Here is a 24,923-nt window from a genome sequence, read left to right as displayed (position 1 = left end):
GACTTAGAGAGTGAGTGTCTATTTGAGTGGAACGCTTAAAAAACGATTTGACATCACTAATTAAAATGTCAGATCATCATTTAAATTAGCGGTAAAAGCCGAGCGAGAGGAAAGAAGAGCATGATTAATATAGTAGTTGCAGGTTTTAAAGGGAAAATGGGAATGACTGCTACAAAAATGGTAATAGAAAATGAAAAATTTGCATTAGTAGGTGTATATGACCCTCATGCTACCGAAAAAAATTTAAATGAGTTAAATCAATTTTCGACTAGAGATGTACGTGTCTTTCAAGATAAAGAAGAATTGGTTAAAGAGGTACAAGCAGATGTATGGATCGACTTCACTATACCAGACGTTGCTTTAAAAAATACTTGTTTTGCTTTAGAACATAATATTCGTCCAGTTGTGGGCACAACCGGTTTTTCTGAAAGCGACGTTAAAAAAGTGCAACAATTAGCTAAAGAAAAAAACATTGGTGGATTAATTGCTCCCAACTTTGCTATTGGGGCTGTCTTGATGATGGAATTTGCTGCTAAAGCAGCTAAATATTTTCCGGATGTAGAAATAACAGAAATGCATCACGATAAGAAATTAGATGCTCCAAGTGGTACGGCAATAAAAACTGCAGAAATGATTTTTGCAGAACGCGGATACCATCAACAAGGGAATGCAGATGAAAAAGAAACCATTAAAGGTGCACGAGGAGCAGATTACGAAGGCATGAAAATTCATAGTGTTCGTTTACCTGGTTTAATAGCTCATCAACAGGTCCAATTTGGCAGTGTAGGCGAAGGTTTGTTGATTCGTCATGATTCATTTGATCGTTCTTCATTTATGACTGGTGTTGCTTTGGGTTGTGAAAAGGTTATGTCATTGAAAGAGTTAGCCTATGGATTGGAAAATCTTTTATGATTCTGTTAGATCACCAATTTAAACAAGCATTACCTATTATTGATAAAATTGAAGAAGCTGGTTATGAAGCCTATTTTGTAGGCGGTAGTGTTCGAGATACATTATTAAATAAACCCATTAATGATGTAGACATTGCGACTAGTGCAAAACCCAATGAAATCAAGAAGATTTTTCAAAAGACCGTTGATATTGGTATAGAACATGGAACCGTAATGGTTCTATGGAAAGACGAAACGTATGAGATTACTACATTTAGAACTGAATCTACTTATCAAGACTTTAGACGACCTGATAACGTTGAATTTGTCCGCTCATTAAAAGAAGATCTAAAACGCCGTGATTTTACGATTAATGCACTAGCTATGAATCGCAATGGTGAAATTATTGATTACTTTAATGGGCAAAAGGATATAGAAAAGAAACTTATCCAAGCGGTTGGTATTCCTGAAGAACGTTTTTTTGAAGATGCTTTACGTATGATGCGTGGAGTACGTTTTGTCAGTCAACTAAATTTTGATATGGAAACGGAAACGGAACGGGCTATTCAAAAGCATCATGCTTTGTTAGAAAAAATAGCTGTTGAACGAATTCAAGTTGAGTTTTTAAAGCTTCTTCAAGGAAGTGGACGACAAAAAGGCTTAGAATTGTTTATTCAAACAAATCTTTATTCCTATTGTCCAGGATTAAATAAGCATAAAAGTGAGTTGAAAAACTTTGCTCAATTAGATTGTTCTATCGATAATAGTCTGATAGCTTGGACCTTACTCCTTCACTTTTTGAAAAAAACAACCGATGAAGCAGAAGCTTTTTTAAGAGGATGGAAATGTTCAAAAAAAGAAATGACTCAAGTGAAACTAGCTTTATTTGCTTTAAATCATCGCTTGAAAAAGCCTTTTGATCGTCAGGTCTTGTATCAAACGGGCTTGGAAATAGCATTGGGTGTTGAAACAATGATAGGTTGCTTAGGATTTGCAGTTGATGTTGAGGCTGTAAAAAAGATGTACGAAGAACTGCCAATTTATACTAAAAATGAAATGAAGATTAACGGGAATGATTTACAAACAGTGTTGAACCAAAAGCCAGGAAAATGGCTCGGAGAGTTAATGACCGAAATAGAGTCAGCTATTTTAAAGAATGAAGTTTCTAATGAAAGCCAAGAATTATTAAAATGGGTTACTAATAGATATAAGCTAGAAGACTAACTTTATAATCAGTTTTCAGTTTAAATAAGTAGAATTAGTTTAAAAATTAATTCTACTTATTTTTATTCATTTTTTTTACAAATAGTAAGAAAAAAGGTTTACGCACTAAAAATAAGTTGCTATACTAAGAAAGTAAGTTAATTAAAGGAGGAATTTTAAATTATGGAAAACCAATTCACAAAATTACTAGAAGAACGTCGTTCAATTTATTCTTTAGGAAAAAATGTTTCTTTATCTGAAGATAAAATTGTTGGATTAGTTGCAAAAGCAATTAAAGAAAGTCCATCTTCATTCAATTCACAAACTTCACGTGCAGTAGTATTATTTGGATCTGCTCACAACAAACTTTGGGACATTACTGAAGAAGCTTTAATTAAAGCTATTCCAGAAGGACAAGATGTTGCTCCAACTAAAGCAAAATTAAATAGCTTCCGTGCAGCATTCGGAACAATTTTATTCTTTGAAGATACAAGTATTGTAAGAGCGTTACAAGAACAATTCGCATTATACGCAGATAACTTCCCAATCTGGTCTGAACAATCTACTGGGATTGCACAACACTCTGTATGGACAGCATTAGCTGTTGAAAATATTGGCGGAAGTTTACAACATTACAACCCGTTAATTGATGACGCTGTTCAAAAAGAATGGAATCTTTCTGCAGACTGGAAATTAACTGGTCAAATGCCGATCGGTTCAATTGAAGCTCCAGCTGGTGAAAAAGAATACATGGATGATTCTGAAAGAGTTCTTGTATTTAACTAATCATTAATGAGTTAAAACGAGTGGTCTATCAAGAAATAAAAAAAGGAATAGGAATTTGGTGAACTTCCTATTCCTTTTTTTGTTTCGTCTTGTTAAAAAAATCACAATTTACAATCTTTTTTATTTACATCTATTTATTTTATGGTAAAATGAAACTAGTAAAAGAATCACAAACTTTTTAAATAGTAAAAGAAAAGGGAGCGAAAATAATGAAAAAAGAAGTTAAAGCATTAAAAATGACGTTTAAAAATGGAGAAACTTGGACAATCGATAAAGGATTTATTGGAGATTTATGGATTAAACACATTTCAAAAAGCTTTGGACGCATTGGTGATAGCGAACTTCAAGAAATTTTCCCGTGTGAATCTTTAAAAATCGAAATTTTTCCAGAGGCTGATGAAGTGAATTCAAGCGACATTAATCTTGGCGGTTTAGAAATGGGTATGTTTGATCGTGCAGTGAAAGATCCAGATATTGAAAAAATGGATATCCTGTATAAAGATAGTGAAAATTCGGATTCTGTAGACATTATTGCTAAAGAGACTGTTTATTTCCCTTATGAAGCAATTGATTCTGACCGAATTGACAATGCTTATCAAAGTTCATTTGTTTCTCAAGATAATGTGTTGTACATTGTCATTGATAAAGAAAAAACAGTAAAAGATATCTATAAAGATAAATTCTAAAATAACTAATTGGTATTTAAATGACTCAAGAAAAAATGGGATTTAGCTATTTTTTCTTGAGCTTTTTTTGTTTTTTTTTAAGCTTCATAGTATGATGGTAAAGAAAATACTATGTCTAAAGAATTAGGTGAATAGAGTGACCCATAAAGATACATATGCTGTTGTGGATATTGAAACTACAGGGGGAAATGTAGCAAGCGGTGATCGTATGATTCAATTTGGTTGTGTGCTAATAGAAGATGATCAAATCGTTCATCGTTTTTCAACCGATATTAACCCGTTAACCAACATACCAAAACAAATAGAGCATTTAACTGGTCTTTCAAATAAATCTGTTGCGCTTGCTCCATATCTTGAAGATGTAGCAGCAACAATTTATAATTTATTGGATGGCTGTATAATCATTGCACACAATATCCAGTTTGATTACACATTTCTGTCTGGAGAATTGCAACGATGCGGTATGCCCGCACTTAAAAACAAGGGAATAGATACTGTGGAATTGGCTCAAATCTTATTGCCTACTGAATCTAGTTATCGTTTAAACGATTTAGTTAACAAATTTAATATTGAACATACGAATCCACATCAAGCTGATAGCGATGCGGCTGTTACGGCTGAACTTTTCCTTATATTAAAACAAAAATTAAAGAATCTTCCATTAGTTACAGTAGAAAAAATGGTGGAGATCTCAGAGTATCTTACAATGGAAACGTCCTATTTCTTTAAAGTTTGTTTAGCTGAAATGAAGAAAGAACTCGATCCGCTTTCAGATTCACTTATGATTAAAAATGGAATAGCTATTAAAGTTAAACCGCCAGTCTTTGAACAAGATAATTATCGAGAAGAGTTTCATTATCCACTATCTGTAAAAAATAAGGAACAGTTGTTTCAGACTAAACTGACTACTAGAATGCAGCAGATCAAAATGATGGATGCAGTTTATCATTACTTTACAAGTAATGAGACGAATCATTTTGCGATTGAAGCAGCGACTGGAGTTGGAAAAACATTGGGGTATTTACTCCCCTTAGCGTATATAGCTTCCGTAGATGAACCTGTAATTATTAGTACGTATACAACACTATTGCAAAAACAATTATTAGAAAAAGATATCGTTCAATTAAATACAATTTTGCCTTTTACTGTGCAGGCAGCAATTTTAAAAAGTAAAAGTCACTACCTTCACTTAACGAAATTTCAAACAGTCTTAAATGATCCTATAGAACAAAAAGTAGAAGCTATCTACAAAATGAAGTTGTTAACGTGGTTGACGGAAACAGAAACAGGTGACTTAGATGAATTAAATTTAACCAACTACACTCATTTGTTCTGGAATAAAATAAGACATCGTGGTTGGTTGATCAAGCCTGAAGAAGATTTGTGGCATGAAGAAGACTTTTACTTATATGCTCAACAAAAAGTCGAACATGCTAGAATTATTATTACCAATCATTCTTTTTTATGTCATGACTTGAATCGTAAAGAAAGAGAATTGCCAAAAATTGGTAAACTGATTGTTGATGAAGCACAGCATTTGCCGGATGTTGCAATGGAAGCATCAAGCGAAGTTTTTGGATATTATCGTATGCAGCAATTAGTTAAATTAATTGGACGTACATCAGATGAAAAAAGCTTCATAGGTAAACTAATTATCTTGAGTCAACAATTGTCAAAAATGGAATCTTCTTATTTGGAGAATATGGAGATGAATCTCTTCTCTTTAGAAGATGAATTATCGGACTTTATTCATCAATTGCTTGTTTACTGTACTACTGCTACAAGCAATAAACAACGTCAACAAGAACAAATTGATGTTCAATTTAACCGAGAAACTAATTGGAATTTAGAATTAAAGAAAATATCTAAGAAAGTTCTTACACTGATGAGTGAAATCAGTTATTTAGGATTTGAATTGGTTCATCAAGGATTAGATGAACGTCACCAATTAACATTAAAAGAACGGTATTTGTTAGAAGATTTTTTTGATGTAATGACGACTTTTGATGAACAAAAAGATCTTTTTCATGCTGTTTTTCAACAAAATGAAGTAAATGAGGTAACGTGGTTTTCTTATAAAGAAAAAAGTCCCAAAAATAGTTTTATGATCAAACGTTCAAAAGTTGACAGCACGAGGTTTTTAAAAGAAAAATTAGTAGAAACAACTTCTTCTATTTTATATACTGGAGCTACGTTAGAAATCAATGGATCATTTGATTATTTTCAAACGCAACTAGGAGAAGAAGAGTTAAAAGAATTGATCATTGAATCGCCTTATGATTACAAAAACCAAGCACGTCTTTGGGTACCTAAAGAATTAAAACCAATAAAAGGATTATCCAAGAAAGATTATGTTCATATGATTGTCGAACAAGTAGAAAATATTATTGAAAATTCAAATGAAAATACAATGATTCTATTTAATTCCTTTGAGATGCTACAAGAAGTGTACTTTGCGCTCCAACAAAAACCCTCGGCTTCAGGGCGAGAATTATTGGCACAAGGTTTCTCTGGAAGCCGGGAACGTATGTTAAAACGATTCTTTAGAGCTAAAGGCGGTATATTATTAGGAGCGGATAGTTTTTGGGAGGGTGTTGACTTGCCAGGGAAATCCTTGAGTATATTAGTTATCACTCGCTTGCCATTCGAATCTCCAGATAGGCCTTTTGTAAAAGCAAAACATCGTTATTTAGAACAAAAACACTTGAACCCATTTACTATTGATTCTTTACCTAAAGCAACTTTGCGTTTAAAACAAGGTTTGGGAAGGTTGATTCGTTCTGAAACGGATAAAGGTATCATGCTTGTATTAGACAACCGTTTGATCCATACAAGTTATGGAAAACAGATTATCCGCTCACTTCCTAGCGGTTTGCCAATAGAAGAAGTAGCCACCAAGATGATTGGTGAAAAACTACAACTTTTTCTAAGAACAGAAGAGAAATGAAGCAGATGTTAAAATTAAGAATATTCTTCTAAAATATTCAGAAAAATGATTGTTTTTCTGTTATAATAAACTATTGAGAGTAACATTTTATAGTTACCAAAACAATACACTTAAAGTAGGGATACTAATGAAAAAAGGAATACTCATCACAGTTGCAATTGTGATGTCTGTTGTTCTTGTGTTCGCAATTACCCTTTTAATGATTAGCCAAGATCCAATAAAAAAGGCAGAAAAAGAAACGATCGCAATTGCTAAAGAATCTGCTGGATTAGTAAAAGCAACAGATTTTTATTGGTATAATCGTGAAAAAACTTATTTTTCAGTTGCTGGATTGAATGAATCAGATGAAGAAATCATGGTAATTGTTGCTAAAGATGGCGGCGGTAAGACTATTTTGAATCAAGATGAATTCATTACTGAACAACAAGCGAAAGAATTGACTCGAGAAGAAAAAGGGTCTATTGATATTCTTGAAGCTCGTATTGGGCTTGAGGGAGATACACCTATCTGGGAAGTTTCGTATAAACAAGAAAATGGCAGACTTGGTTATTATGTTTTGACTGCTAAATCTGGAAAATGGGTCAGCGATATTGAGAACATTTAAAGCTTCCTAAAAAAGAGCGATAAATCTGCTGAATTTCTTGTATAATTATTATGGCAGTAAAAATAAGAGTACCATCAAAATTTATTTAAAGGAGTTTTAACAGTGAAACAGATTACTATTGTAGAATCTAAAAATCATGTTGGAGAAGAAGTAGAAATTGGAGCTTGGGTAGCTAATAAACGCTCAAGCGGTAAAATTGCATTTTTACAATTACGTGATGGTTCTGGTTTTTTTCAAGGAATTGTTGTAAAGAGTGAAGTAGAAGAGGAAGTATTTCAATTAGCTAAATCATTGAATCAAGAAACCTCTATTCTTTTAACTGGAATTATCCAAGAAGACAGTCGTTCAAAATTCGGATATGAAATTGCGGTAAAATCTATTAAAATTATTGGTGAAAGCCATGATTACCCGATTACTCCAAAAGAGCACGGAACAGAATTTTTAATGGATCACCGTCATTTATGGTTGCGTTCATCTAAACAACATGCCATCATGCATGTGCGTAATGAAATTATTCGTGCAACTTACAATTTCTTCAATGAGGAAGGCTTTATTAAGATTGATCCGCCTATTTTAACTGCTAATGCAGCAGAAGATTCAACTGAACTATTCCATACTGAATATTTTGATCAAGAAGCTTTCCTTTCACAAAGTGGTCAATTGTATATGGAAGCAGCAGCAATGGCTTTTGGAAAAGTCTTTTCGTTTGGACCAACTTTTAGAGCTGAAAAATCAAAAACACGTCGTCATTTAATTGAATTTTGGATGATTGAACCAGAAATGGCCTTCATGGACCATGAACAAAGTTTAGAAGTGCAAGAAAAATATGTTGCTTACATCGTTCAAAGTGTGTTAGATAACTGTGATGATGCATTAAGTGTATTAGAACGTGATAAAGAACTATTGAAAAAATATACTGAATTGCCTTATCCTAGAATTTCCTATGATGATGCCGTTAAATTATTAAACGAAAACGGGTTCGACGATATTACTTGGGGAGATGATTTTGGTTCTCCACATGAAACATTCATCGCAACTCAATACGATAAACCTGTCTTTATCTTAAATTACCCTAAAGCAATAAAAGCTTTTTATATGAAACCACATCCTGATCGTGATGATGTTGTATTATGTGCTGACTTGATTGCTCCGGAAGGTTATGGAGAAATTGTTGGAGGAAGCGAACGTGAGGTTGATTTTGATGCATTGACTCAACGTATCAAAGATTTTGGTCTTACTGAAGAGGATTATGCATGGTACTTGGATCTACGTAAATATGGTAGTGTTCCTCATTCAGGTTTTGGTTTAGGACTTGAACGTACTGTAACTTGGATTTGTGGAACGGAACATATTCGTGAATCCATTCCATTCCCTCGTTTGTTAAACCGTATTTATCCATAAGAAAAGCTTGTACAGCAACTTGAGTTCTCTTAAGTTGCTGTTTTTTTAATCGCATTTCATTAAGCGAATACGTATGATGGAACGGAGTAAGGAGGAAAGACGCTATGAATAATGAACTTTTACAAAAATGGCTGAAAGCAGGAGATACAACTGTATCGAATGTATTATTGGCTCATTACAATGAAGTAGGACTGAATACTGAACAGCTGGTTTTAGTGTTGCAATTAAAATCTTTTATTGATGCTGGAAATGATTTCCCAGACACAGAGATTATTTCAAAACGAATGCAGATCACTTCATCGGATGTCTTTAAGTTGATACATGAATTGATCAATAAAAAATTACTTGTGATAGAAACAGGAAAAAACCAAGATGGAAAAACACGAGATAGTTATCGGTTAGATTTGTTATGGAATAAATTAACCTTAGTTATTTCGCAACAAGAAAATCAACAAAGAGTCGAAAAACAACATTTATCTGAACAAGAATTATTTCAATTATTTGAAGCTGAGTTCGGTAGACCGTTATCACCGATCGAAATGCAAACGATCGGAATGTGGTTAGATGATGATCATTATGCAATTGAATTAATTGAATTAGCTTTAAGAGAAGCTGTTTTAAATCAAGTGTATAATTTGAAGTATGTTGATCGTATATTGTTAAATTGGGAAAGAAAAAATATTCGAACAAAAGATCAAGTTGAAAAAGAAGGCAATCGCCGTAGACAAAGTAGTTCGAAAGCACAAAGTGTTTCTTCTAAAGAACCTACTACAAAAGTACCCTTGCATAATTGGTTGAATAATAATGAGAATCCTTAACGGAGGAGGTCAGTCATGCTGTCGAAAAAACAAACCCTTCAAATAATTGAGGCAATGGGGAATTTATTTCCTTATGCAACTTGCGAATTGATTCATAAGAATGCTTTTGAATTATTAATTGCGGTTATGCTAAGTGCGCAAACGACAGATGTTTCTGTAAACAAAATCACACCGAGTCTTTTTGAAAAGTATCCTACACCAGAAGCATTTGTAGCTGCTCCTGTTGAAGATATTATGGAGCAATTAAAAACAATCGGTTTATACCGCAACAAAGCTAAATTTATTAAAGGGTGTTGTCAAATGCTCTTAAGTGAATTTGGTGGGCAAGTTCCTCGTAGTCGTAAGGAATTAGAATCTTTGCCAGGAGTTGGGAGAAAGACCGCAAATGTTGTATTGAGTGTAGCTTTTAATGAACCAGCTATTGCAGTTGACACCCACGTTGAGCGAGTGACAAAAAGATTGGGTATCTGTCCATCAAATGCAACTGTTCGTGAAGTAGAAGAGATTTTGATGAAACAATTACCTAAGGAAATATGGGGGATTGCCCATCATCGATTGATATTTTTTGGGCGGTATCAGTGTACTGCCAGAAATCATGATCATGATGTTTGCCTTCAATTATTGAAAGAAAACAGGCCTATAAAAGCAAAATAAACAATAAGCGACAGCGTATCGATACGCTGTCGCTTATTGTTTTTTTTAAGAGAAACGAATTATTTTATTGTTGTGGAACAGAACTAGAACTCTGTGACTCAGCAGAAGAAGAAGAACTGCTACTGCTACTTGAAGCAGAGCTGCTTGATGAGCTGCTGCTATCTGGTTGAGAACTTTCTTCTTGAGAACTGCTGCTAGAACTTTCACTGCTCGATGATGAACTTTCACTGCTTTCATCTTCAGATTCTTCTTCCTCAGGTTCTTCCTCATCTTTCTTAGGAGGAATGATCACGCTTATGGAAGCGGCTGGGCCCGATTTACCGTCTGCCTCAACAGCTAGAGTGATTGGGATTTCACCTTCAGAAGGACTTTGCATAACGTATGAAAGGTCCTTAGTAGAAAAGGATTCAGATCCTACAGTTAGAACATAAGAAACATCTTCTTGTGAATAAGCATTCCATTTAATGGATAGAGCATCTGTTTCTTCGTTATAAGTGGCTGATAACCCTTCAGGAGCTTTTAATTCTTCATCTTCTTCTTCGCTTTCTTCTGTTGCTACTGCAGTAGGCACAGTTCCTTTGACAAACAATTCAGTTACAATTTTGTCTGATGGTGTATTTGGACCTGCAAGTTTTGCTGGCATAGATCCTTTTTCAATTGCAACTTCAACAACAGAACTTGGTTTTTTCCAATCGCTTGATTCAACAGATTGAGAAACGTAAGACATTAACGCTTGATAGATTTCTTGAGGCAGCAAACGTTCGCTTCCTGCATTGTCAATTGAAGCAAAGTAGTCTTTTTTCCCAACCCAAACGGATAGAGCATAATTCGTTGTATAACCGGTATACCATTTGTCCGGCACACCGTTTTCTTGAATGTTGTGTTCGATTTTTTCTTTATCTGTATAGTTTGTCGTACCTGTTTTCCCAGCTTGCGGAATACCATTAAGACTAACACGAGCCGAATTAATAGAAGCGACATCTTTTAGCATATCTGTAACCATGTAAGCTGTGGATTCGTCCATAGCTTTAGTTGATTCAGGTTGAAGATCAATTTCTTCGCCATCTTCTAAAATAATTTTTGAAACTGTATAAGGTTCCGTATATGTTCCGCCATTTGCAAAGCTGGCATAAGCTGCAGATAAATCAACGGGAGTAATGTTCCCGTTAAAGCCATTGGATTCAACTAGTTCATCTGAGTTGCTATTCAAAGTAGAAGTATCAATTCCAATATTTGTTAAAAACTCTTCTACTTGGCTTTTAGGCACGTCTTCATAAATTTTAGTAGTAGGTACATTACGTGAATCAACTAAAGCTCTACGTAAACTAATTTGACCTTCATAATTTCCGTCGTAATTGTTAATAGGAGTTCCATCACTAAATGTGTAAGGCTCATCAATTACTTGTTCATAAGTTGAGTAATGTAGATATTGTATAGCTGGGCCGTATGCAGTTAACGGTTTGATATTTGATCCGACACTACGTTTCAATTCAGTAGCGTAATTTGTACCTAATTGTACTTCTTGATCACGTGCGCCGCCTAATGCCTTTAATTGTCCAGTGTTAACATCAACTAAAGAAATACCCGTTTGAATTTCTTCGTCTTCAAAAGTGACATATTCATCGGTATTCACAATATCATAGAGACGTTGTTGTGCGTCCATGTCTAAGTTAGTATGAATGGTTAATCCAGATGTATAAGGATCTAGATTCGTTTTTCTTTTAATTTCAGCAAGAACTTCTTTGACATAAGGATCAAAAACCATGTTGTTTGTTTGTTCTTCAGAGTGGTCTACTAAGCCTTGTGTAACATCAGCGGCTTTAGCTTCTTGTGCTTCAGCAGCTGTGATAGCTTCATTTTCAACCATCATATCTAAAACAAGGTTACGACGTTTTGTAGCGTCTTCTGGATTGGTAATTGGGTTAAAGGAATTTGGTGCTTGTGGCATTCCGGCAAGTAAAGCCGCTTCTGATAAAGTTAATTCAGCTAAAGGTTTACCAAAATAATAATCGCTGGCAGTTCCCATACCGTAAGTGTTATCCGACATATACACTTTATTGATATAGAAAGTTAAAATCTGTTCTTTAGAATAGTCTTGTTCTAATTGAATAGACAACCAAGCTTCTTGTGCTTTACGTTTTAAAGTTTGATCTTCAGATCCTGTAGAAAAAACAGAGAGTTTAACCAGTTGTTGAGTAATCGTGCTTCCACCCTCAGAAGCAAAACCATCTGTTACGTTGGCTACAACTGCTCCGGCAATCCGTATCGGATCGATTCCAACATGTTTATAAAAACGTTGGTCCTCAATAGCAATAATGGCATCTTTTAATACTTGAGGTATGTCATTTTCAGTAACAATCTCGCGATTTTCACCTCCAAGATTTAAGAATTCCTCTCCATTTGAATCTAATAGAGTTGAAGCGACTGTATCTGTTAGATCATTTTCCGTTAAGTCAGGAGCGGAAGAGACATAATAAGTAAATAAGCCGATACCGGCAATGATAACTAAAGCAGCAAAAATGAGAATTCCAACAACTATTTTTTTCAAAACGGAAGTAGAAGATTTCTTACTTTTTTTACCCTTCTGTGAATGTTTAGATTTTTTTGATTGTTTATTTGATACACGAGACATTTCTTTTTTTTCTGGCATAATTAAATCTACTCCTTAATTCTTTTATCTTAATGGATAAAAGGCATAAACTATTTATTATAGAATAAACGAGTTATTCTTAATGAACCAACCATTATTTTTGTAATTCAGCAATGAGATTATCGACTACTTTTAAATAGGGAATACGCGGCGAAAGTTCATAATACAGTTCATACCCTTTCTTTTCAAGCTCTTTAAGAGGAATTGACTTTCTTCCGTCATGTTCTTGGTTATTCCAATAAGTAATCAACTGTTCTGCTTCTAATAAAAAAAGACGTTCACTTGTTGTAAAACGCATGATTACAAAACAAATAGCTTGTTGTTGAATGCATTGTTTCATATGTGTAATTTGGTGTTCATGAAAATTTTTTAAGGGGAAAGAAAGTTTGTTTTTTGTTTCTTTAGCCTCAAAATCCAGATAATATCCACGGTAAACGCCGTTGTAGTCAGTAGTCGATGCGTGTCTAAAATAGGCTTCCTTGATAACTGCGGCACTTCTTTTAGGATAATCGACTTTAACGATCTGAATAGGGGTCGGCTTTTTATGAATAACCGCATTTCCTTTTGCTAAATAATATTGATTACTTGCATTCAAATCTTCTTCTAAAGACATACCTCTTTTACTAAATGAAGTCAACCGATTGTTTAGTTGCTTTTTTGGCAGAACTTTGTCACTATTAACATAGGTTTTACCATTAGGATATCGTATAGCCAATTGAAATCACACTCCTGATGTTTATTATATCAAAGAACGACCTTTAAAGAAAAGGGGAATCAAATGAGTTTATGAGAAACTTATATATTAGCGGATATCGATCTTTCGAACTTGGTATATTTAAAGATGATGACCCAAAGATTGCTGTCATAAAAAAATGTTTGAAACAAGAAATCAGTCAGTTTATTGAAGAAGGCATTGAATGGATTTTGACGAGTGCTCAGTTTGGTACAGAACAGTGGGCAGTAGAAGTTGTTGACGAACTGAAAAAAGATTATCCGATGATTAAAGTAGCGGTTATTTTACCATTTTTAGAATTTGGTTCAAATTGGAATGAAAAAAATCAGACGAAATTTTCAGCAATAAAAAAATTAGCAAATTATGTTGAATCAACTTCTCACAAACCGTATCAAGATCCCTCTCAATTAAGAAACCACCAAGAGTTCTTACTAGATCATTGTCAAGCAGCGCTTTTAGTGTACGATCCTGAATTTGAAGGAAAAACAAAATTTGTTTATCAAGCAATCAAAAAAAGACAAGAGACTTCAGAATTTGAATTGCGTTTGATTGATGTGGATCAATTGCAGAATAGCAGCGTTGAAGAAGAATATTATTAATATAATGGATAGAATTTTTCGGAAAGAAAAACTGCTTTTAAATCTTTTATAGGCGAAGTCGTAAGATTATACAGAAATAAGTTTTTTTTTCTCATTATCTTTGCTATAATAAGAATTATCAAAGAAACGAGAACAATGTTTTGTTAGAAGATGAAGCAAACAAAGAGGTGTAAACATGGCAAACAGATCATTAACAACAAAAGATATTCTTCAAAAAGAATTTAAAACAAGTATGCGCGGGTACAACCCAACTGAAGTAGATGAGTATTTAGACGAAGTGATTCGTGATTATGAATCATATAATAAAGAACTTACGCAATTAAAAGCTGAAAATGATCGTTTATTGAGTAAAATTGATGAATTGACTAAACAAGCTTCCATTGCTAAGCCTAGCCATTCTTCTCAACCTAATAATACCGTAACCAATTTTGACATTTTAAAACGTTTATCTAATTTAGAACGTCACGTCTTTGGTTCAAAATTAGACGAAGAAGATGAACTATAACCATCTTTTTAACGATAGAACGATTTGATAGTCGATGAATTAATGAATAACTATATTTGTGAATTTCGGGTAATTGCGGTCTAGCTAGACTAGACTGAGGAAAGTCCATGCTCGCACAAGCTGCGATGCTTGTAGTGTTCGTGCCTGGCGAAATCATAAGCCAGGGCCTTCATCTAGTATGAAGAGACGGCAGAAAAAAAAGCTAAGGTTTAGACTATGCTTGAGTATTCTTGAAAGTGCCACAGTGACGAAGCAATACGGGAAACGGTATTGGTGGAACGCGGTAAACCCCTCGAGCGAGCAACCCAAACTTTGGTAGGGGCACTTTTCCTAGGGAATTGAACCGATGGAAGAGGCAGTAATTGCAGACAGATAATTACCTCCGGATAGAACAGACCCTGACTTTCTATCTGAGACAGAACATGGCTTACAGAAATTTACAAATTCAGGTATAAAACCCTCCCTTTCGGAGGGTTTTATATTTATATAAGATTTTTTTAACTAAAGAAACTGAAGAGAATTGGAGAAAATAAAAATATGAAAACATTTCAACTTGTTGCAACGGCAGCCAGCGGAATCGAAGCATTGGTAGGAAAAGAAATCAAAGCTTTAGGGTATGAGTGTCAAGTAGAGAATGGTAAGGTCTTTTTTGAAGGAACAGAAAAAGACATTGCTAAAACGAATTTATGGTTAAGAACTGCAGACCGTGTCAAAATTATTGTTGGCGAATTTGATGCATATGAATTTGATGAACTATTTGAAAAAACAAAAGCATTGCCATGGGAAGATCTATTGCCTATGGATGCCAATTTTCCAGTAGCTGGTAAATCAATCAAATCAAAATTATATAGTGTATCCGATTGTCAAGCTATCGTAAAAAAAGCAATTGTTAATCGTTTAAGTGAAGTTTATCATCGTAATACGCGTTTGCCTGAAACAGGGGCTTTGTATCAACTGGAAGTGGCTTTACTAAAAGATAAAGTTACCATAACATTGGATACAACTGGACCAAGCTTGTTTAAAAGAGGGTATCGTTCAGCAAAAGGTGGCGCACCATTAAAAGAAAATATGGCTGCAGCTCTTGTAGAATTAACCAACTGGCGCAAAGACCGTCCGTTTTATGATCCAGTTTGCGGTTCGGGAACAATTGTGATTGAAGCGGCTTTAATTGGCCACAATATTGCTCCAGGATCTAATCGCTCATTTAGTTGCGAGGAATGGGAATGGTTTGATCAAAGTGTTTTTGAAGAAGTACGTGCAGAAGCAGAAGCTGCAGTGGATCATGATATTGAACTAGACATTATGGGTTCTGATATTGATGGAACGATGATTGAGATTGCTAAAGCAAATGCGGATGAAGCAGGAGTAGGCAGCAGCATTACATTTAAACAAATGCAATTGGCTGACTTTACGACTGATAAAGAATATGGCGTTATTTTAGCTAATCCTCCTTATGGTGAACGATTAGGTGAAGAAAAAGAAGTTCATAAATTGTATAAGCAAATGGGTCAAGTATATCGTCCATTAAAAACGTGGAGTAAATACATTATTACAAGTGACTTAGCTTTTGAAACCTTTTATGGCGAAAAAGCGACTAAAAAACGCAAATTGTATAATGGCGCTTTAAGAACGGATTTATTCCAATTTTGGGGTGAACGTCCTCCTAGAGCACCGCGTAAGTAATGGCTAAAAAAATAACTAACAGGACAAAAAAACTTAGTTTTTTTAGACCTGTTAGTTATTTTTTAGTTTTTTTTGTAAAGCTTGTCTAGCTAAATTATCGGCTCCTTTATTTTGAGATTCTGGAATCCAATGAATGAAAAAAAGTGGGAAATGCTTGAGCTTTTGTTGGATTCGTGTCAGGTAGCCTCGGAAAATATCGTTTTTAACATAGTTTTTCTTAATAGCAGAGGCTAAAATTTTACTATCTGTATACATCATTAAAGTTTCATTAATTAATAAGTGTTCAATTAAAAAATCAAGCCCTTGAATCAAAGCCTCGAATTCAGCTTCATGATTGCTCATTTCTTTTTCAAGAGGGATAGACAACTGGTCATATCTATTCTCAGTAAGTATGACAATGCCAACTCCACTTAAGCCAGGATTATTTTTTGTAGAAGCATCTGTATATAATTTGATCATATTCCTTTCTTTCCTTTCTTTTAATGGGTTTTTAGTTTAGGGTATGTTAAAATAACAGTACTTTCGTATAAGGGGCGTAGCATATTGACTGAAAATCCTCGTTTCAAAATTTCACTTTCATTAGAACCAGCTTTTCAAATTATTTATTGGTCAATTTGCTGGTTAGTGTTTTTTACACTGCTTACTGTGGCAATAGAGACACAAACAATTTCTTTAACACTTATTATTTTGGCAATTATCTTGGGTTTACTTGTGTTTTTTGGGTTTGGTTCTACACTAAAAATAAAAAATACTAACTTGAAAATAAGTTATTTTAGAGGGATTAAAACGTCCTATATCTCTATAGACGAAATTGAGAAAATAACCATTTCTCCTAACAGAGAAGTAAGTTTAGTTTTTAAACAAAATCAAAAAACTTTACGAATTTTTCTAAATGCTAGGAATAAAAAGAAATTTTGTGCGTATATAGAACGTTATGCATCAAACATTGTTTTTGAAAAGCAAAAAGCATGGAGTGAAATGCCTAAACTAAAATAACGAAAAAACGATACTCTAGAGTGTATCGTTTTTTTTACTTTTACTCTAATTATGAAAATCAACATCATCCTGAACCATAACTTTTGTTGCTTGAGGGCCGTGATTGCCTTCCACAATTTCAAATGAAACACGTTGGCCTTCGGTTAGAGATTTAAACCCTTCATCGCTGTCAATGCCCGTAAAGTGAATAAAAACATCTTCGGTTTCGTTGTACTCAATAAATCCGTATCCTTTTGCATTGCTAAACCATTTGACTGTTCCATATTCCATTTACGAAACCCTCCTTTAAAAGATTATTCAATTGGTATGATCCGATTTCAAAAAATAAAACGAATAACCTACAGCTATTATAGAAATAATCTTATCATTCGTCAATTTTATGTCATGAAAAGTCCTATGCAAATGATTCGCTCGTTTAAAGCTGACTACGGTAAACTAATAGTATACGTTTAGGAGGTAGATTCAAGTGAAGACAGTTTTAACAACTGATATGGTTACTTTAGCTAAAAAACGGTCTCAACATTTTCCAGTTGAAGGATTCGTTTATGGACAAGGTCCTGTTCACCCTAAGTTTTTATTGATCGGAGAAGCACCTGGAGAAACAGAAGCAGTAAATGGTGTCCCATTTTCAGGTAGGGCGGGAAAAGAATTGATGCGTTTTTTTGATTTGTTAGAAGTTGATCGAAGTGAAGTATATATTACTAGTGCTTTTAGGAGCCGACCTTATCGCTATAAAGAAAAATTGGATCGCAAAACCAACCAAATAGTACAGCGGAAATACAATCGGGCGCCAACTAGACAAGAAATGATTGCTCATGCAGAGTTGTTAGATCACGAAGTAAAAACTGTTCAAGCTCCCTATATATTAACTATGGGAAATATCGGTCTAAAAAGACTTCTTGGTCCACAAGCAAAAGTTTCTACACATCATGGACAATTGTATAATGGACCCGTGCTTCGACTTGCTTCAATAGAAGATAATACGTATGCATGGACTGAAAAAAATTATGCTGTTTTTTCGACTTACCATCCAGCAGCAATATTTTACAATCGCCAGTTATTAGAATCGATCCATGAAGATCTTGCTCAATTTAAAAAGTTGATTCATAAAACTTAATTGGGTCAGCCTAAAGATATTATGAGTAAAAGATGGTAGAATGTTAAAGATAAGTAAATATGTAGGATAAAGGAAAGTGGAGATAAACGATGAAAGAACTTAAAGTACAGAATTTAACAAAAACCTATGGAGAAAAAGTATTATTTGATGATATTAGTTTTTCAATCATGGAAGGCGAAAGAATCGGTTTAATTGGAGTGAATGGTTCTGGGAAAACGAACTTGCTGAATGTGATCACAGGAAATGATAGTGCTGAAAAAGGCAGTATCCAAAAACCGAAAGACTATACAATTAGTTATTTGATGCAAGAACCAGATTTGAACCCTGATAAATCTGTTTTCGATGCTGTTTTTGAGGGAGATACACCCATCTTGGTGGCTGTTAGAAATTATGAAAGAGCCTTAGAATTATTAACGGCAGATCCAATGGATGAAAAATGCCAAAATAGATATTCAAGAGCTGAACAAGCTATGAATGATGAAAATGCTTGGATAGCTGATACAAATGCAACGACGATTTTGACTAAATTAGGCATCAGTGATTTAGAACAATTGGTAGGAACGTTATCCGGTGGACAGAGAAAACGAGTGGGTTTAGCACAAGTCTTGATTCAAGAACCTGATTTGCTAGTTTTAGATGAACCAACAAACCATTTAGACTTTGAGACAATAACGTGGTTAGAAAGCTATTTAAGTGCGTATAAAGGAGCCCTATTGCTTGTAACACATGACCGTTATTTCTTAGACCGAATTGTTAATCGAATGGTTGAATTATTCCATGGAAATGCGACATTCTATACAGGTAACTATGAGCAATACGTGATTAATAGAGCTCAAAGACAAGAAGCAGCCGTAGTGGCAGATCATAAAAGGAAACAGATGTATACGAAAGAATTAGCTTGGATGCGCACTGGAGCAAAGGCACGTTCAACGAAACAACAAGCTAGGATCGGTCGTTTTAAAGACTTAGAAGACAATTTAAAACAATCTAACGTAGACGAATCAGTTGAAATGAACTTAGAAGGATCTCGCTTAGGAAAACGAGTCTTCGAATTGAAAGATGCATCGCTGAATCTAGGTGGAAAAGTAATATTAGATCACTTCAATATGTTGATTCAAACGAAAGATCGGATTGGAATCAGCGGAGAAAATGGGGCGGGTAAATCAACTTTCTTAAATACGCTAGCTGGAAGATTTCCATTAGATTCAGGAGAATTAGTTGTCGGTGAAACTGTAAAGGTTGCTTATTTTACGCAAGTAATTGAAGAAATGAACCCCAACAAACGTGTCATCTCTTATTTACAAGAAGTTGGAGAAGAAGTGGAAACTACTAATGGTGAACGAATTAGTGTAACAAATCTATTAGAACAGTTTTTATTCGAACGCCATACACACGGTACACTAATTGGTAAATTGTCCGGTGGAGAGAAAAGACGTTTGTATCTGTTGAAGTTATTGATGCAACAACCAAATGTATTGTTGCTTGATGAACCGACAAATGATTTAGATATCGCAACTTTAACGGTCTTAGAAGATTATATTGAAACATTCCCAGGAGCGGTTATTTCAGTTTCCCATGACCGTTACTTCTTAGATAAGACAGTAGAAAAATTATTGATATTTGATGGGCATGGAAAAATCAGACCCTTTTATGGCAGTATTACAGATTATATTGAAGAAGAAAAAGAGAAAAAACAAGGTCGTTCCGTTCAAAGCAACGATTCAGTTGTAAAAGTTGACACACAACCGGAACCAGCTGTGGTAGATGAAAAAGTAAAATTAACCTTTACAGAACAAAAAGAATGGACCACGATTGAAGAAGAAATGTTTAATCTTGAAAATAAAATAGAAACGCTCAAACAAGAGATGTTAAAATCGGGCAGTAATTTTAGTTTATTGCAAGAACAGCAAGAACAAGTAACAGCTTTAGAAAAAGAACTAGAAGAAAAAATGAACCGTTGGGAATATTTAAGTCAATATGCAAATGATTAATGTATAGGAGGTAAGGTTGTGGAGTCAGAATATCTAAACCTAGCAAAAAAAGTTTTGGAAGAAGGTAACGAAAAAACCGATCGAACGGGAACGGGAACTAAAAGTTTATTTGGATACCAAATGCGTTTTGATCTACAAAATGGTTTTCCACTGTTAACAACTAAAAGAGTACCCTTCAGCTTGATTAAGAGCGAATTATTGTGGTTTATTAAAGGCAATACAAATATTCGCTATTTGTTGCAACATAATAATCATATATGGGACGAATGGGCTTTTGAACGTTTTGTAAAAAGTGAAGATTATACAGGACCTGATATGACTGATTTTGGTAGAAGATCTTTGATAGATTCAGAATTCAATACTCTTTACCTAAAAGAAAAAGAGGTATTCTGTACACGTATTTTAGAAGATGAGACCTTTGCGCTTAAATATGGCGAATTAGGGAATGTTTATGGTGCACAATGGCGAAAATGGCAAACGACTCAAGGAGAAACGATCGATCAGCTAAAAGATATTATTGAATTGATCAAAACGTCTCCGGACTCAAGACGTATGCTTGTTTCGGCATGGAATCCTGAAGATGTACCAAATATGGCATTGCCTCCTTGTCATACACTATTTCAATTTTATGTTGCAGACGGGAAATTAAGCTGTCAATTGTACCAACGAAGTGCAGATATCTTTTTAGGTGTTCCGTTCAATATTGCAAGCTATGCGTTGTTGACTCATCTTATAGCTCATGAAACTGGTCTTGAAGTAGGAGAATTCGTTCATACATTGGGAGATGCACATCTGTATTCAAACCATATTGAACAAATAAACAAACAACTAACTAGAGAACCTAAAAAGTTGCCTACTTTAACGTTGAATCCATCAAAGACAAGTATGTTTGATTTTGAAATGGAAGATATACAAATTGAAGGATATGACCCTCATCCTGGTATAAAAGCTCCAATAGCTGTTTAATAAAAAAGAGAGTGGGGAAACGTGATGATTGCATTTTTGTGGGCTCAAGATAAAAATGGGGCAATAGGGTATCAAGGTACGTTGCCTTGGTATTTGCCTAATGATTTAAAATTTTTTAAACAAATGACGATAAACAATGCTGTTGTAATGGGCAGAAAAACCTTTGAAGGAATGAATAAACGCCCTTTACCAGATCGTATTAATATTATTTTAACTACAGACAAAAATTATGAAGCTGAAGGGGTCAAAGTCATGCACAGCAGAGAAGAAGTTTTAAAATTTGCTGCAGAGTATGAAGGTGACACTCTTATTACCGGTGGAGCAAATGTCTTTACTTTTTTCATGGATGATGTGGATGTACTGCACCGTACTATGATTGAAGGCGAATTTAAAGGAGATACATTTATTCCTGAAATAGACTGGACAAAATGGAAACTAGATAAATCAGAAGCGGGAATTCTTGATAACCGCAATAAATATCCTCACGTTTTTGAAACATATGTTAGAAAAGAAAAGTAACGAAAACTGCAAATACTCTTTATCGGAATATATAAAAAAACGAGCGAATCTGTTATACTGTTTTCAGATATTGAGTCATAAAGGAGCTTTCACATGAAAAAAGGACAGTCTATTATCGGTGTCTTCCTTTTTTTGATTATAGGTATTATTCTCGTTGTTGGACTTTTAACGGTTTTATTTCAAACCAATTCATCGAATGACAAGGAAAAAACTGAAATGAAAAAAGAATCTATTCATATCGTTGCAATAGGAGATTCTTTAACAGAAGGTGTTGGAGATACAACCAATAGTGGAGGGTATGTTCCATTAGTAGCGAATTTATTAGAAGAAACCGATAACTATAAAAAGATAACAACAAGCAATTATGGAAAAAGCGGTGATCGCAGCGATCAAATTTTAGCGAGGTTTAATGAAAATAAAGCCATACAAGAAGATGTTGAAGGCGCGGATATCGTTGTTTTAACAGTTGGTGGCAATGATATCATTCAAACCTTCAAACAAAATTTTTTAACAATCACGGAAGATAGCTTTATTGCACCTAGAGAAACTTATGAAGAAAATTTAAGAATGTTATTTACTGCTATTAAGGAAGTAAATCCAGAATCAGAATTATATATTTTTGGTATTTATAATCCTTATTCTGCATACTTTCCTGAAATAACTGAAATGCAAACAATCTTAAAAGAATGGAATAATCAGACTCAAGAAGTAGTAAACGAAACCGAAAATGCTACTTTTGTTTCGATAGCTGATTTGTTTGATCAAACTTTGATACAAGAGGAAAAAGAAGAACCTTTAATAGACGGAACAGATCAAAAGAGGTCTGAGGTTAAAAATCCTTATTTGTATGAAGAAGATTTATTTCATCCTAATGAAGCTGGTTATGAATTAATGGCAGAAATCTTGTTTCAAGCTATTATAAAATAAAAAGTTTTAGTTTAAGAAAAGGGAGCTTTTATGGAAACAAAAAGAAAACAGCAAAAAAATAAAATAAAATTAAATGGTTGGAAATGGGCATTTCTTACATTACTAGCGATAATAATTGGAACAATTATTTGGTTTTTTACTCAATTGTCTCCGGTTATTATTGGAGAACCGGATCTGAGGGTAACGGATACTAAAGACGAGGTTATGTTTCAAGTATCAACAAAAAAAGATGATGTAAATAAATTAGTAGCTTCATACCTTGAAACTGAAAAGGTAGTAACTGGACCTGTTAATTATCAGTTTAGGCTAGAAGATGAGGCTCAATTAATTGGAACGTTTCAGTTGTTTGATCACGATGTTCAGTTTCAATTGTTTTTAGAGCCATTTGTCATGGAAAATGGCAATTTACAATTTAAAGCAACAGGACTTTCAATCGGAAAATTAAATTTACCTATTTCATTTGCGTTAAACCAAGTCGAAAGTCAATTGAATATTCCAGAATGGGTTGCGATTGATAGTGAACAAGAAACGGTTGTGTTTAATTTAAATCAGTTTACTTTAGAAAGTGGTATGCATTTTTCAGTAGATAAGATAGATTTAGATGAAAATGATATTCGAGTAAACGTTTATATGCCAACAAATTAAAGTTAAGATGGATAGGAAAGGATAGTGTGTATGAAAGATACTGCAATTTTTGCGGGAGGATGTTTTTGGTGTATGGTTTCTCCCTTTGATGAACAACCCGGAATCGACAAAGTAGTTTCAGGTTACACAGGAGGTCATACGGCCAATCCTACTTATGAAGAAGTGTTGACTGAAACAACCGGACATACTGAAGCTGTTGAGATTACATTCGATCCTAACCTTATCTCGTATGAAGAATTAGTCGAAATTTATTGGAACCAAACAGATCCAACTGATGCAATGGGTCAATTCCAAGATAGAGGAGATAATTATCGTCCGGTTATTTTTGTTAAAGACGAACTTCAAAGAGCAGTAGCTGAAAAGTCTAAACAGCGCTTAAATGACAGTGGGAAATACAAAAAACCTGTTGTAACAAAGATTGAAGATGCCAAGCCTTTTTATTTAGCTGAAGAACATCATCAAGAATTTTATCAAAAGAATCCAGAAAAATACGCACAAGAAAAAAATGAGCGTATGGTTTATCAGCAAAATAAAGAAGGGAATTAAAGCCATGCAACGTCCATTTTATCATTATTTAATGACTGAAAGAGATCCACATAAGGCAGATGATATTACCTTATTTGCAAATGCAGTTTATTTAGATGACAGCTTTCCAAAACAATCAGAAGATTACCATGAAATCAGTCATTATTTAGAATTGAATGGGTCATATTTAGAAGAAATGACAACGTTTGATAAAGCTTGGGAAATTTATTTAGATAAAGATAGATAAAAAACACTATACCTAGGGGGAAAATAAAAATGAGCGTACACATCGAAGCTAAAGAAGGACAAATTGCAGAAACGGTATTACTACCAGGAGATCCATTAAGAGCAAAATATATTGCAGATACATTTTTAACGGATGTAGAACAATACAACCGTGTAAGAAATATGTTTGGCTACACGGGAACTTACAAAGGGCAACGTGTTTCAGTCCAAGGAACCGGTATGGGAATTCCTTCAATGATGATTTATGCCGAAGAGTTGATCACAGGTTACAATGTAAAAAACTTGATTCGTGTTGGAACAGCCGGTGGGATGCAAAAAGATGTTAAAGTACGAGATGTTATTTTAGCTCAAGGTGCTACAACAGATTCTGCTGTAGTAATGAATACATTCAATGGACAAGTGCAATTTGCTCCAATAGCTGACTTTGAATTATTAAAAACAGCTTATGATAGTGCACTTGAACAAGGGATGAAAGTAAAAGTGGGAAACATTCTGTCTGCTGATCGTTTTTATAATGAAGAATTGGACAAAAAGAAGTTAGCCGATTATGGAGTATTAGCTACCGAAATGGAAGCAGCTGGTTTATATACTTTAGCTGCTAAATACAACCGTAGAGCTTTAGCAATCTTAACGATAAGTGACCATTTGATCACAGGTGAAGAAACAACGTCAGACGAGCGAGAAACAACGTTTAATGATATGATGATTGTAGCTTTAGAAACTGCTTTAAAAATGAACTAACCAGTCAAGAAAACCAAACGCATCTTTTAAAATACAGTTATAGCAGTAAATTTAAAAGATACAACCCTAGATATTAATTGAAGCAGAGAGG

General features: G+C 34.3%; 26 protein-coding genes and 1 other RNA gene. 23 read left to right on the top strand and 4 right to left on the bottom strand.

Features of this window, described 5'->3' with window-relative positions:
- The first annotated feature begins 120 nt into the window (after positions 1-120).
- The 9 genes from dapB (at position 121) to nth (ending at position 9,989) form a co-directional block, all read left to right on the top strand.
- On the top strand, positions 121-912 hold the full coding sequence (gene dapB, locus NST49_RS09740; protein WP_023177736.1) for a 4-hydroxy-tetrahydrodipicolinate reductase: 792 nt from the start codon (positions 121-123) through the stop codon (positions 910-912).
- On the top strand, positions 909-2,114 hold the full coding sequence (locus NST49_RS09735) for a CCA tRNA nucleotidyltransferase (RefSeq protein WP_341048323.1): 1,206 nt from the start codon (positions 909-911) through the stop codon (positions 2,112-2,114). Before dapB ends, NST49_RS09735 begins: the two co-directional genes overlap by 4 nt.
- Before the next feature lie 162 nt (positions 2,115-2,276).
- Positions 2,277-2,879 carry a nitroreductase family protein gene (locus NST49_RS09730; protein WP_023177739.1) on the top strand — a complete coding sequence of 201 codons (603 nt, stop codon included), beginning with the start codon at positions 2,277-2,279 and terminating at the stop codon, positions 2,877-2,879.
- 209 nt (positions 2,880-3,088) lie between these two features.
- Positions 3,089-3,565, top strand: coding sequence for a hypothetical protein (locus NST49_RS09725; RefSeq protein ID WP_341048321.1), 477 nt, complete (start codon positions 3,089-3,091; stop codon positions 3,563-3,565).
- A 136-nt stretch (positions 3,566-3,701) separates the two neighbouring features.
- Entirely contained in the window at positions 3,702-6,512 is a 2,811-nt protein-coding gene (gene dinG, locus NST49_RS09720) for an ATP-dependent DNA helicase DinG (protein WP_301425956.1), read from the top strand.
- Positions 6,513-6,639: 127 nt separating this feature from the next.
- Positions 6,640-7,116 (top strand): cell wall elongation regulator TseB-like domain-containing protein, encoded by a 477-nt coding sequence (locus tag NST49_RS09715; protein WP_023177744.1) that lies wholly within the window; start codon positions 6,640-6,642, stop codon positions 7,114-7,116.
- Between the two features lie 102 nt (positions 7,117-7,218).
- Complete coding sequence (gene asnS / locus NST49_RS09710; protein ID WP_023177746.1) at positions 7,219-8,517, top strand: asparagine--tRNA ligase; 1,299 nt, start codon at positions 7,219-7,221, stop codon at positions 8,515-8,517.
- Positions 8,518-8,621: 104 nt separating this feature from the next.
- Positions 8,622-9,335, top strand: coding sequence for a DnaD domain-containing protein (locus NST49_RS09705; protein WP_023177748.1), 714 nt, complete (start codon positions 8,622-8,624; stop codon positions 9,333-9,335).
- A 15-nt stretch (positions 9,336-9,350) separates the two neighbouring features.
- The gene (nth, locus tag NST49_RS09700) at positions 9,351-9,989 is read left to right on the top strand and encodes an endonuclease III (protein ID WP_023177750.1); all 639 of its coding nucleotides are present in this window, start codon (positions 9,351-9,353) and stop codon (positions 9,987-9,989) included.
- A gap of 64 nt (positions 9,990-10,053) precedes the next feature.
- Here the strand turns inward: nth and NST49_RS09695 are convergent, their stop codons facing one another.
- The gene (locus tag NST49_RS09695; RefSeq protein WP_341048314.1) at positions 10,054-12,639 is read right to left on the bottom strand and encodes a PBP1A family penicillin-binding protein; all 2,586 of its coding nucleotides are present in this window, start codon (positions 12,637-12,639) and stop codon (positions 10,054-10,056) included.
- A 94-nt stretch (positions 12,640-12,733) separates the two neighbouring features.
- Positions 12,734-13,354 (bottom strand): Holliday junction resolvase RecU, encoded by a 621-nt coding sequence (gene recU, locus NST49_RS09690; protein WP_023177752.1) that lies wholly within the window; start codon positions 13,352-13,354, stop codon positions 12,734-12,736.
- 71 nt (positions 13,355-13,425) lie between these two features.
- Here recU and NST49_RS09685 point away from each other — a divergent pair, with 71 nt between their 5' ends.
- The 4 genes from NST49_RS09685 (at position 13,426) to NST49_RS09670 (ending at position 16,159) form a co-directional block, all read left to right on the top strand.
- The gene (locus tag NST49_RS09685; RefSeq protein WP_023177754.1) at positions 13,426-13,971 is read left to right on the top strand and encodes a DUF1273 domain-containing protein; all 546 of its coding nucleotides are present in this window, start codon (positions 13,426-13,428) and stop codon (positions 13,969-13,971) included.
- Between the two features lie 175 nt (positions 13,972-14,146).
- Positions 14,147-14,476: a cell division regulator GpsB gene (gene gpsB, locus NST49_RS09680; RefSeq protein WP_023177756.1), complete on the top strand. Its 330-nt coding sequence runs from the start codon at positions 14,147-14,149 to the stop codon at positions 14,474-14,476.
- Between the two features lie 61 nt (positions 14,477-14,537).
- Positions 14,538-14,911: RNase P RNA component class B (gene rnpB, locus NST49_RS09675), an RNA gene on the top strand.
- 102 nt (positions 14,912-15,013) lie between these two features.
- The gene (locus NST49_RS09670; RefSeq protein ID WP_341048310.1) at positions 15,014-16,159 is read left to right on the top strand and encodes a THUMP domain-containing class I SAM-dependent RNA methyltransferase; all 1,146 of its coding nucleotides are present in this window, start codon (positions 15,014-15,016) and stop codon (positions 16,157-16,159) included.
- A gap of 51 nt (positions 16,160-16,210) precedes the next feature.
- Here NST49_RS09670 and NST49_RS09665 read toward each other — a convergent pair whose 3' ends face one another.
- Positions 16,211-16,618 (bottom strand): ribonuclease HI family protein, encoded by a 408-nt coding sequence (locus NST49_RS09665; RefSeq protein ID WP_341048308.1) that lies wholly within the window; start codon positions 16,616-16,618, stop codon positions 16,211-16,213.
- Between the two features lie 84 nt (positions 16,619-16,702).
- On the opposite strand from NST49_RS09665, the gene NST49_RS09660 reads away from it, so the two are divergent.
- A complete protein-coding gene (locus tag NST49_RS09660) occupies positions 16,703-17,155 on the top strand; it encodes an EbsA family protein (RefSeq protein ID WP_023177761.1) in 453 nt (150 codons plus the stop codon).
- A 45-nt stretch (positions 17,156-17,200) separates the two neighbouring features.
- Here the strand turns inward: NST49_RS09660 and NST49_RS09655 are convergent, their stop codons facing one another.
- Positions 17,201-17,425 (bottom strand): cold-shock protein, encoded by a 225-nt coding sequence (locus tag NST49_RS09655; RefSeq protein WP_023177763.1) that lies wholly within the window; start codon positions 17,423-17,425, stop codon positions 17,201-17,203.
- 220 nt (positions 17,426-17,645) lie between these two features.
- On the opposite strand from NST49_RS09655, the gene NST49_RS09650 reads away from it, so the two are divergent.
- The 9 genes from NST49_RS09650 (at position 17,646) to deoD (ending at position 24,832) form a co-directional block, all read left to right on the top strand.
- On the top strand, positions 17,646-18,272 hold the full coding sequence (locus NST49_RS09650) for a uracil-DNA glycosylase (protein WP_034538582.1): 627 nt from the start codon (positions 17,646-17,648) through the stop codon (positions 18,270-18,272).
- Between the two features lie 89 nt (positions 18,273-18,361).
- A complete protein-coding gene (locus NST49_RS09645; protein ID WP_251166074.1) occupies positions 18,362-20,263 on the top strand; it encodes an ABC-F family ATP-binding cassette domain-containing protein in 1,902 nt (633 codons plus the stop codon).
- A gap of 18 nt (positions 20,264-20,281) precedes the next feature.
- A complete protein-coding gene (locus NST49_RS09640; RefSeq protein ID WP_341048303.1) occupies positions 20,282-21,229 on the top strand; it encodes a thymidylate synthase in 948 nt (315 codons plus the stop codon).
- 24 nt (positions 21,230-21,253) lie between these two features.
- The gene (locus NST49_RS09635) at positions 21,254-21,748 is read left to right on the top strand and encodes a dihydrofolate reductase (RefSeq protein WP_023177769.1); all 495 of its coding nucleotides are present in this window, start codon (positions 21,254-21,256) and stop codon (positions 21,746-21,748) included.
- A 93-nt stretch (positions 21,749-21,841) separates the two neighbouring features.
- Positions 21,842-22,675, top strand: coding sequence for an SGNH/GDSL hydrolase family protein (locus NST49_RS09630; protein WP_341048301.1), 834 nt, complete (start codon positions 21,842-21,844; stop codon positions 22,673-22,675).
- A gap of 30 nt (positions 22,676-22,705) precedes the next feature.
- A complete protein-coding gene (locus NST49_RS09625) occupies positions 22,706-23,320 on the top strand; it encodes a YpmS family protein (protein ID WP_023177771.1) in 615 nt (204 codons plus the stop codon).
- 30 nt (positions 23,321-23,350) lie between these two features.
- Positions 23,351-23,866 (top strand): peptide-methionine (S)-S-oxide reductase MsrA, encoded by a 516-nt coding sequence (gene msrA / locus NST49_RS09620; protein WP_081701908.1) that lies wholly within the window; start codon positions 23,351-23,353, stop codon positions 23,864-23,866.
- Positions 23,867-23,870: 4 nt separating this feature from the next.
- A complete protein-coding gene (locus NST49_RS09615; protein ID WP_023177773.1) occupies positions 23,871-24,092 on the top strand; it encodes a YozE family protein in 222 nt (73 codons plus the stop codon).
- A gap of 29 nt (positions 24,093-24,121) precedes the next feature.
- Positions 24,122-24,832 carry a purine-nucleoside phosphorylase gene (gene deoD, locus NST49_RS09610; protein WP_023177774.1) on the top strand — a complete coding sequence of 237 codons (711 nt, stop codon included), beginning with the start codon at positions 24,122-24,124 and terminating at the stop codon, positions 24,830-24,832.
- Positions 24,833-24,923: the final 91 nt, after the last annotated feature.

It is taken from the genome of Carnobacterium sp. FSL W8-0810 (assembly GCF_038007125.1).
Classification (GTDB): Bacteria; Bacillota; Bacilli; order Lactobacillales; family Carnobacteriaceae; genus Carnobacterium_B; species Carnobacterium_B inhibens.
The sequence above is the reverse complement of the archived record's forward strand: the minus strand, read 5'-3'. Positions and strand labels throughout refer to the sequence as shown.

Coding starts and splice junctions, on each gene's coding strand:
- NST49_RS09705 (WP_023177748.1), top strand. CDS start 8,622: ATGAATAATGAACTTTTACAAAAATGGCTGAAAGCAGGAGATACAACT.
- NST49_RS09625 (WP_023177771.1), top strand. CDS start 22,706: ATGGAAACAAAAAGAAAACAGCAAAAAAATAAAATAAAATTAAATGGT.
- NST49_RS09655 (WP_023177763.1), bottom strand. CDS start 17,425: ATGGAATATGGAACAGTCAAATGGTTTAGCAATGCAAAAGGATACGGA.
- NST49_RS09730 (WP_023177739.1), top strand. CDS start 2,277: ATGGAAAACCAATTCACAAAATTACTAGAAGAACGTCGTTCAATTTAT.
- NST49_RS09695 (WP_341048314.1), bottom strand. CDS start 12,639: ATGCCAGAAAAAAAAGAAATGTCTCGTGTATCAAATAAACAATCAAAA.
- msrA (WP_081701908.1), top strand. CDS start 23,351: ATGAAAGATACTGCAATTTTTGCGGGAGGATGTTTTTGGTGTATGGTT.
- NST49_RS09685 (WP_023177754.1), top strand. CDS start 13,426: ATGAGAAACTTATATATTAGCGGATATCGATCTTTCGAACTTGGTATA.
- NST49_RS09735 (WP_341048323.1), top strand. CDS start 909: ATGATTCTGTTAGATCACCAATTTAAACAAGCATTACCTATTATTGAT.
- NST49_RS09615 (WP_023177773.1), top strand. CDS start 23,871: ATGCAACGTCCATTTTATCATTATTTAATGACTGAAAGAGATCCACAT.
- NST49_RS09725 (WP_341048321.1), top strand. CDS start 3,089: ATGAAAAAAGAAGTTAAAGCATTAAAAATGACGTTTAAAAATGGAGAA.
- NST49_RS09715 (WP_023177744.1), top strand. CDS start 6,640: ATGAAAAAAGGAATACTCATCACAGTTGCAATTGTGATGTCTGTTGTT.
- deoD (WP_023177774.1), top strand. CDS start 24,122: ATGAGCGTACACATCGAAGCTAAAGAAGGACAAATTGCAGAAACGGTA.
- NST49_RS09665 (WP_341048308.1), bottom strand. CDS start 16,618: ATGATCAAATTATATACAGATGCTTCTACAAAAAATAATCCTGGCTTA.
- NST49_RS09645 (WP_251166074.1), top strand. CDS start 18,362: ATGAAAGAACTTAAAGTACAGAATTTAACAAAAACCTATGGAGAAAAA.
- NST49_RS09630 (WP_341048301.1), top strand. CDS start 21,842: ATGAAAAAAGGACAGTCTATTATCGGTGTCTTCCTTTTTTTGATTATA.
- dapB (WP_023177736.1), top strand. CDS start 121: ATGATTAATATAGTAGTTGCAGGTTTTAAAGGGAAAATGGGAATGACT.
- gpsB (WP_023177756.1), top strand. CDS start 14,147: ATGGCAAACAGATCATTAACAACAAAAGATATTCTTCAAAAAGAATTT.
- NST49_RS09635 (WP_023177769.1), top strand. CDS start 21,254: ATGATTGCATTTTTGTGGGCTCAAGATAAAAATGGGGCAATAGGGTAT.
- NST49_RS09650 (WP_034538582.1), top strand. CDS start 17,646: ATGGTTACTTTAGCTAAAAAACGGTCTCAACATTTTCCAGTTGAAGGA.
- nth (WP_023177750.1), top strand. CDS start 9,351: ATGCTGTCGAAAAAACAAACCCTTCAAATAATTGAGGCAATGGGGAAT.
- NST49_RS09670 (WP_341048310.1), top strand. CDS start 15,014: ATGAAAACATTTCAACTTGTTGCAACGGCAGCCAGCGGAATCGAAGCA.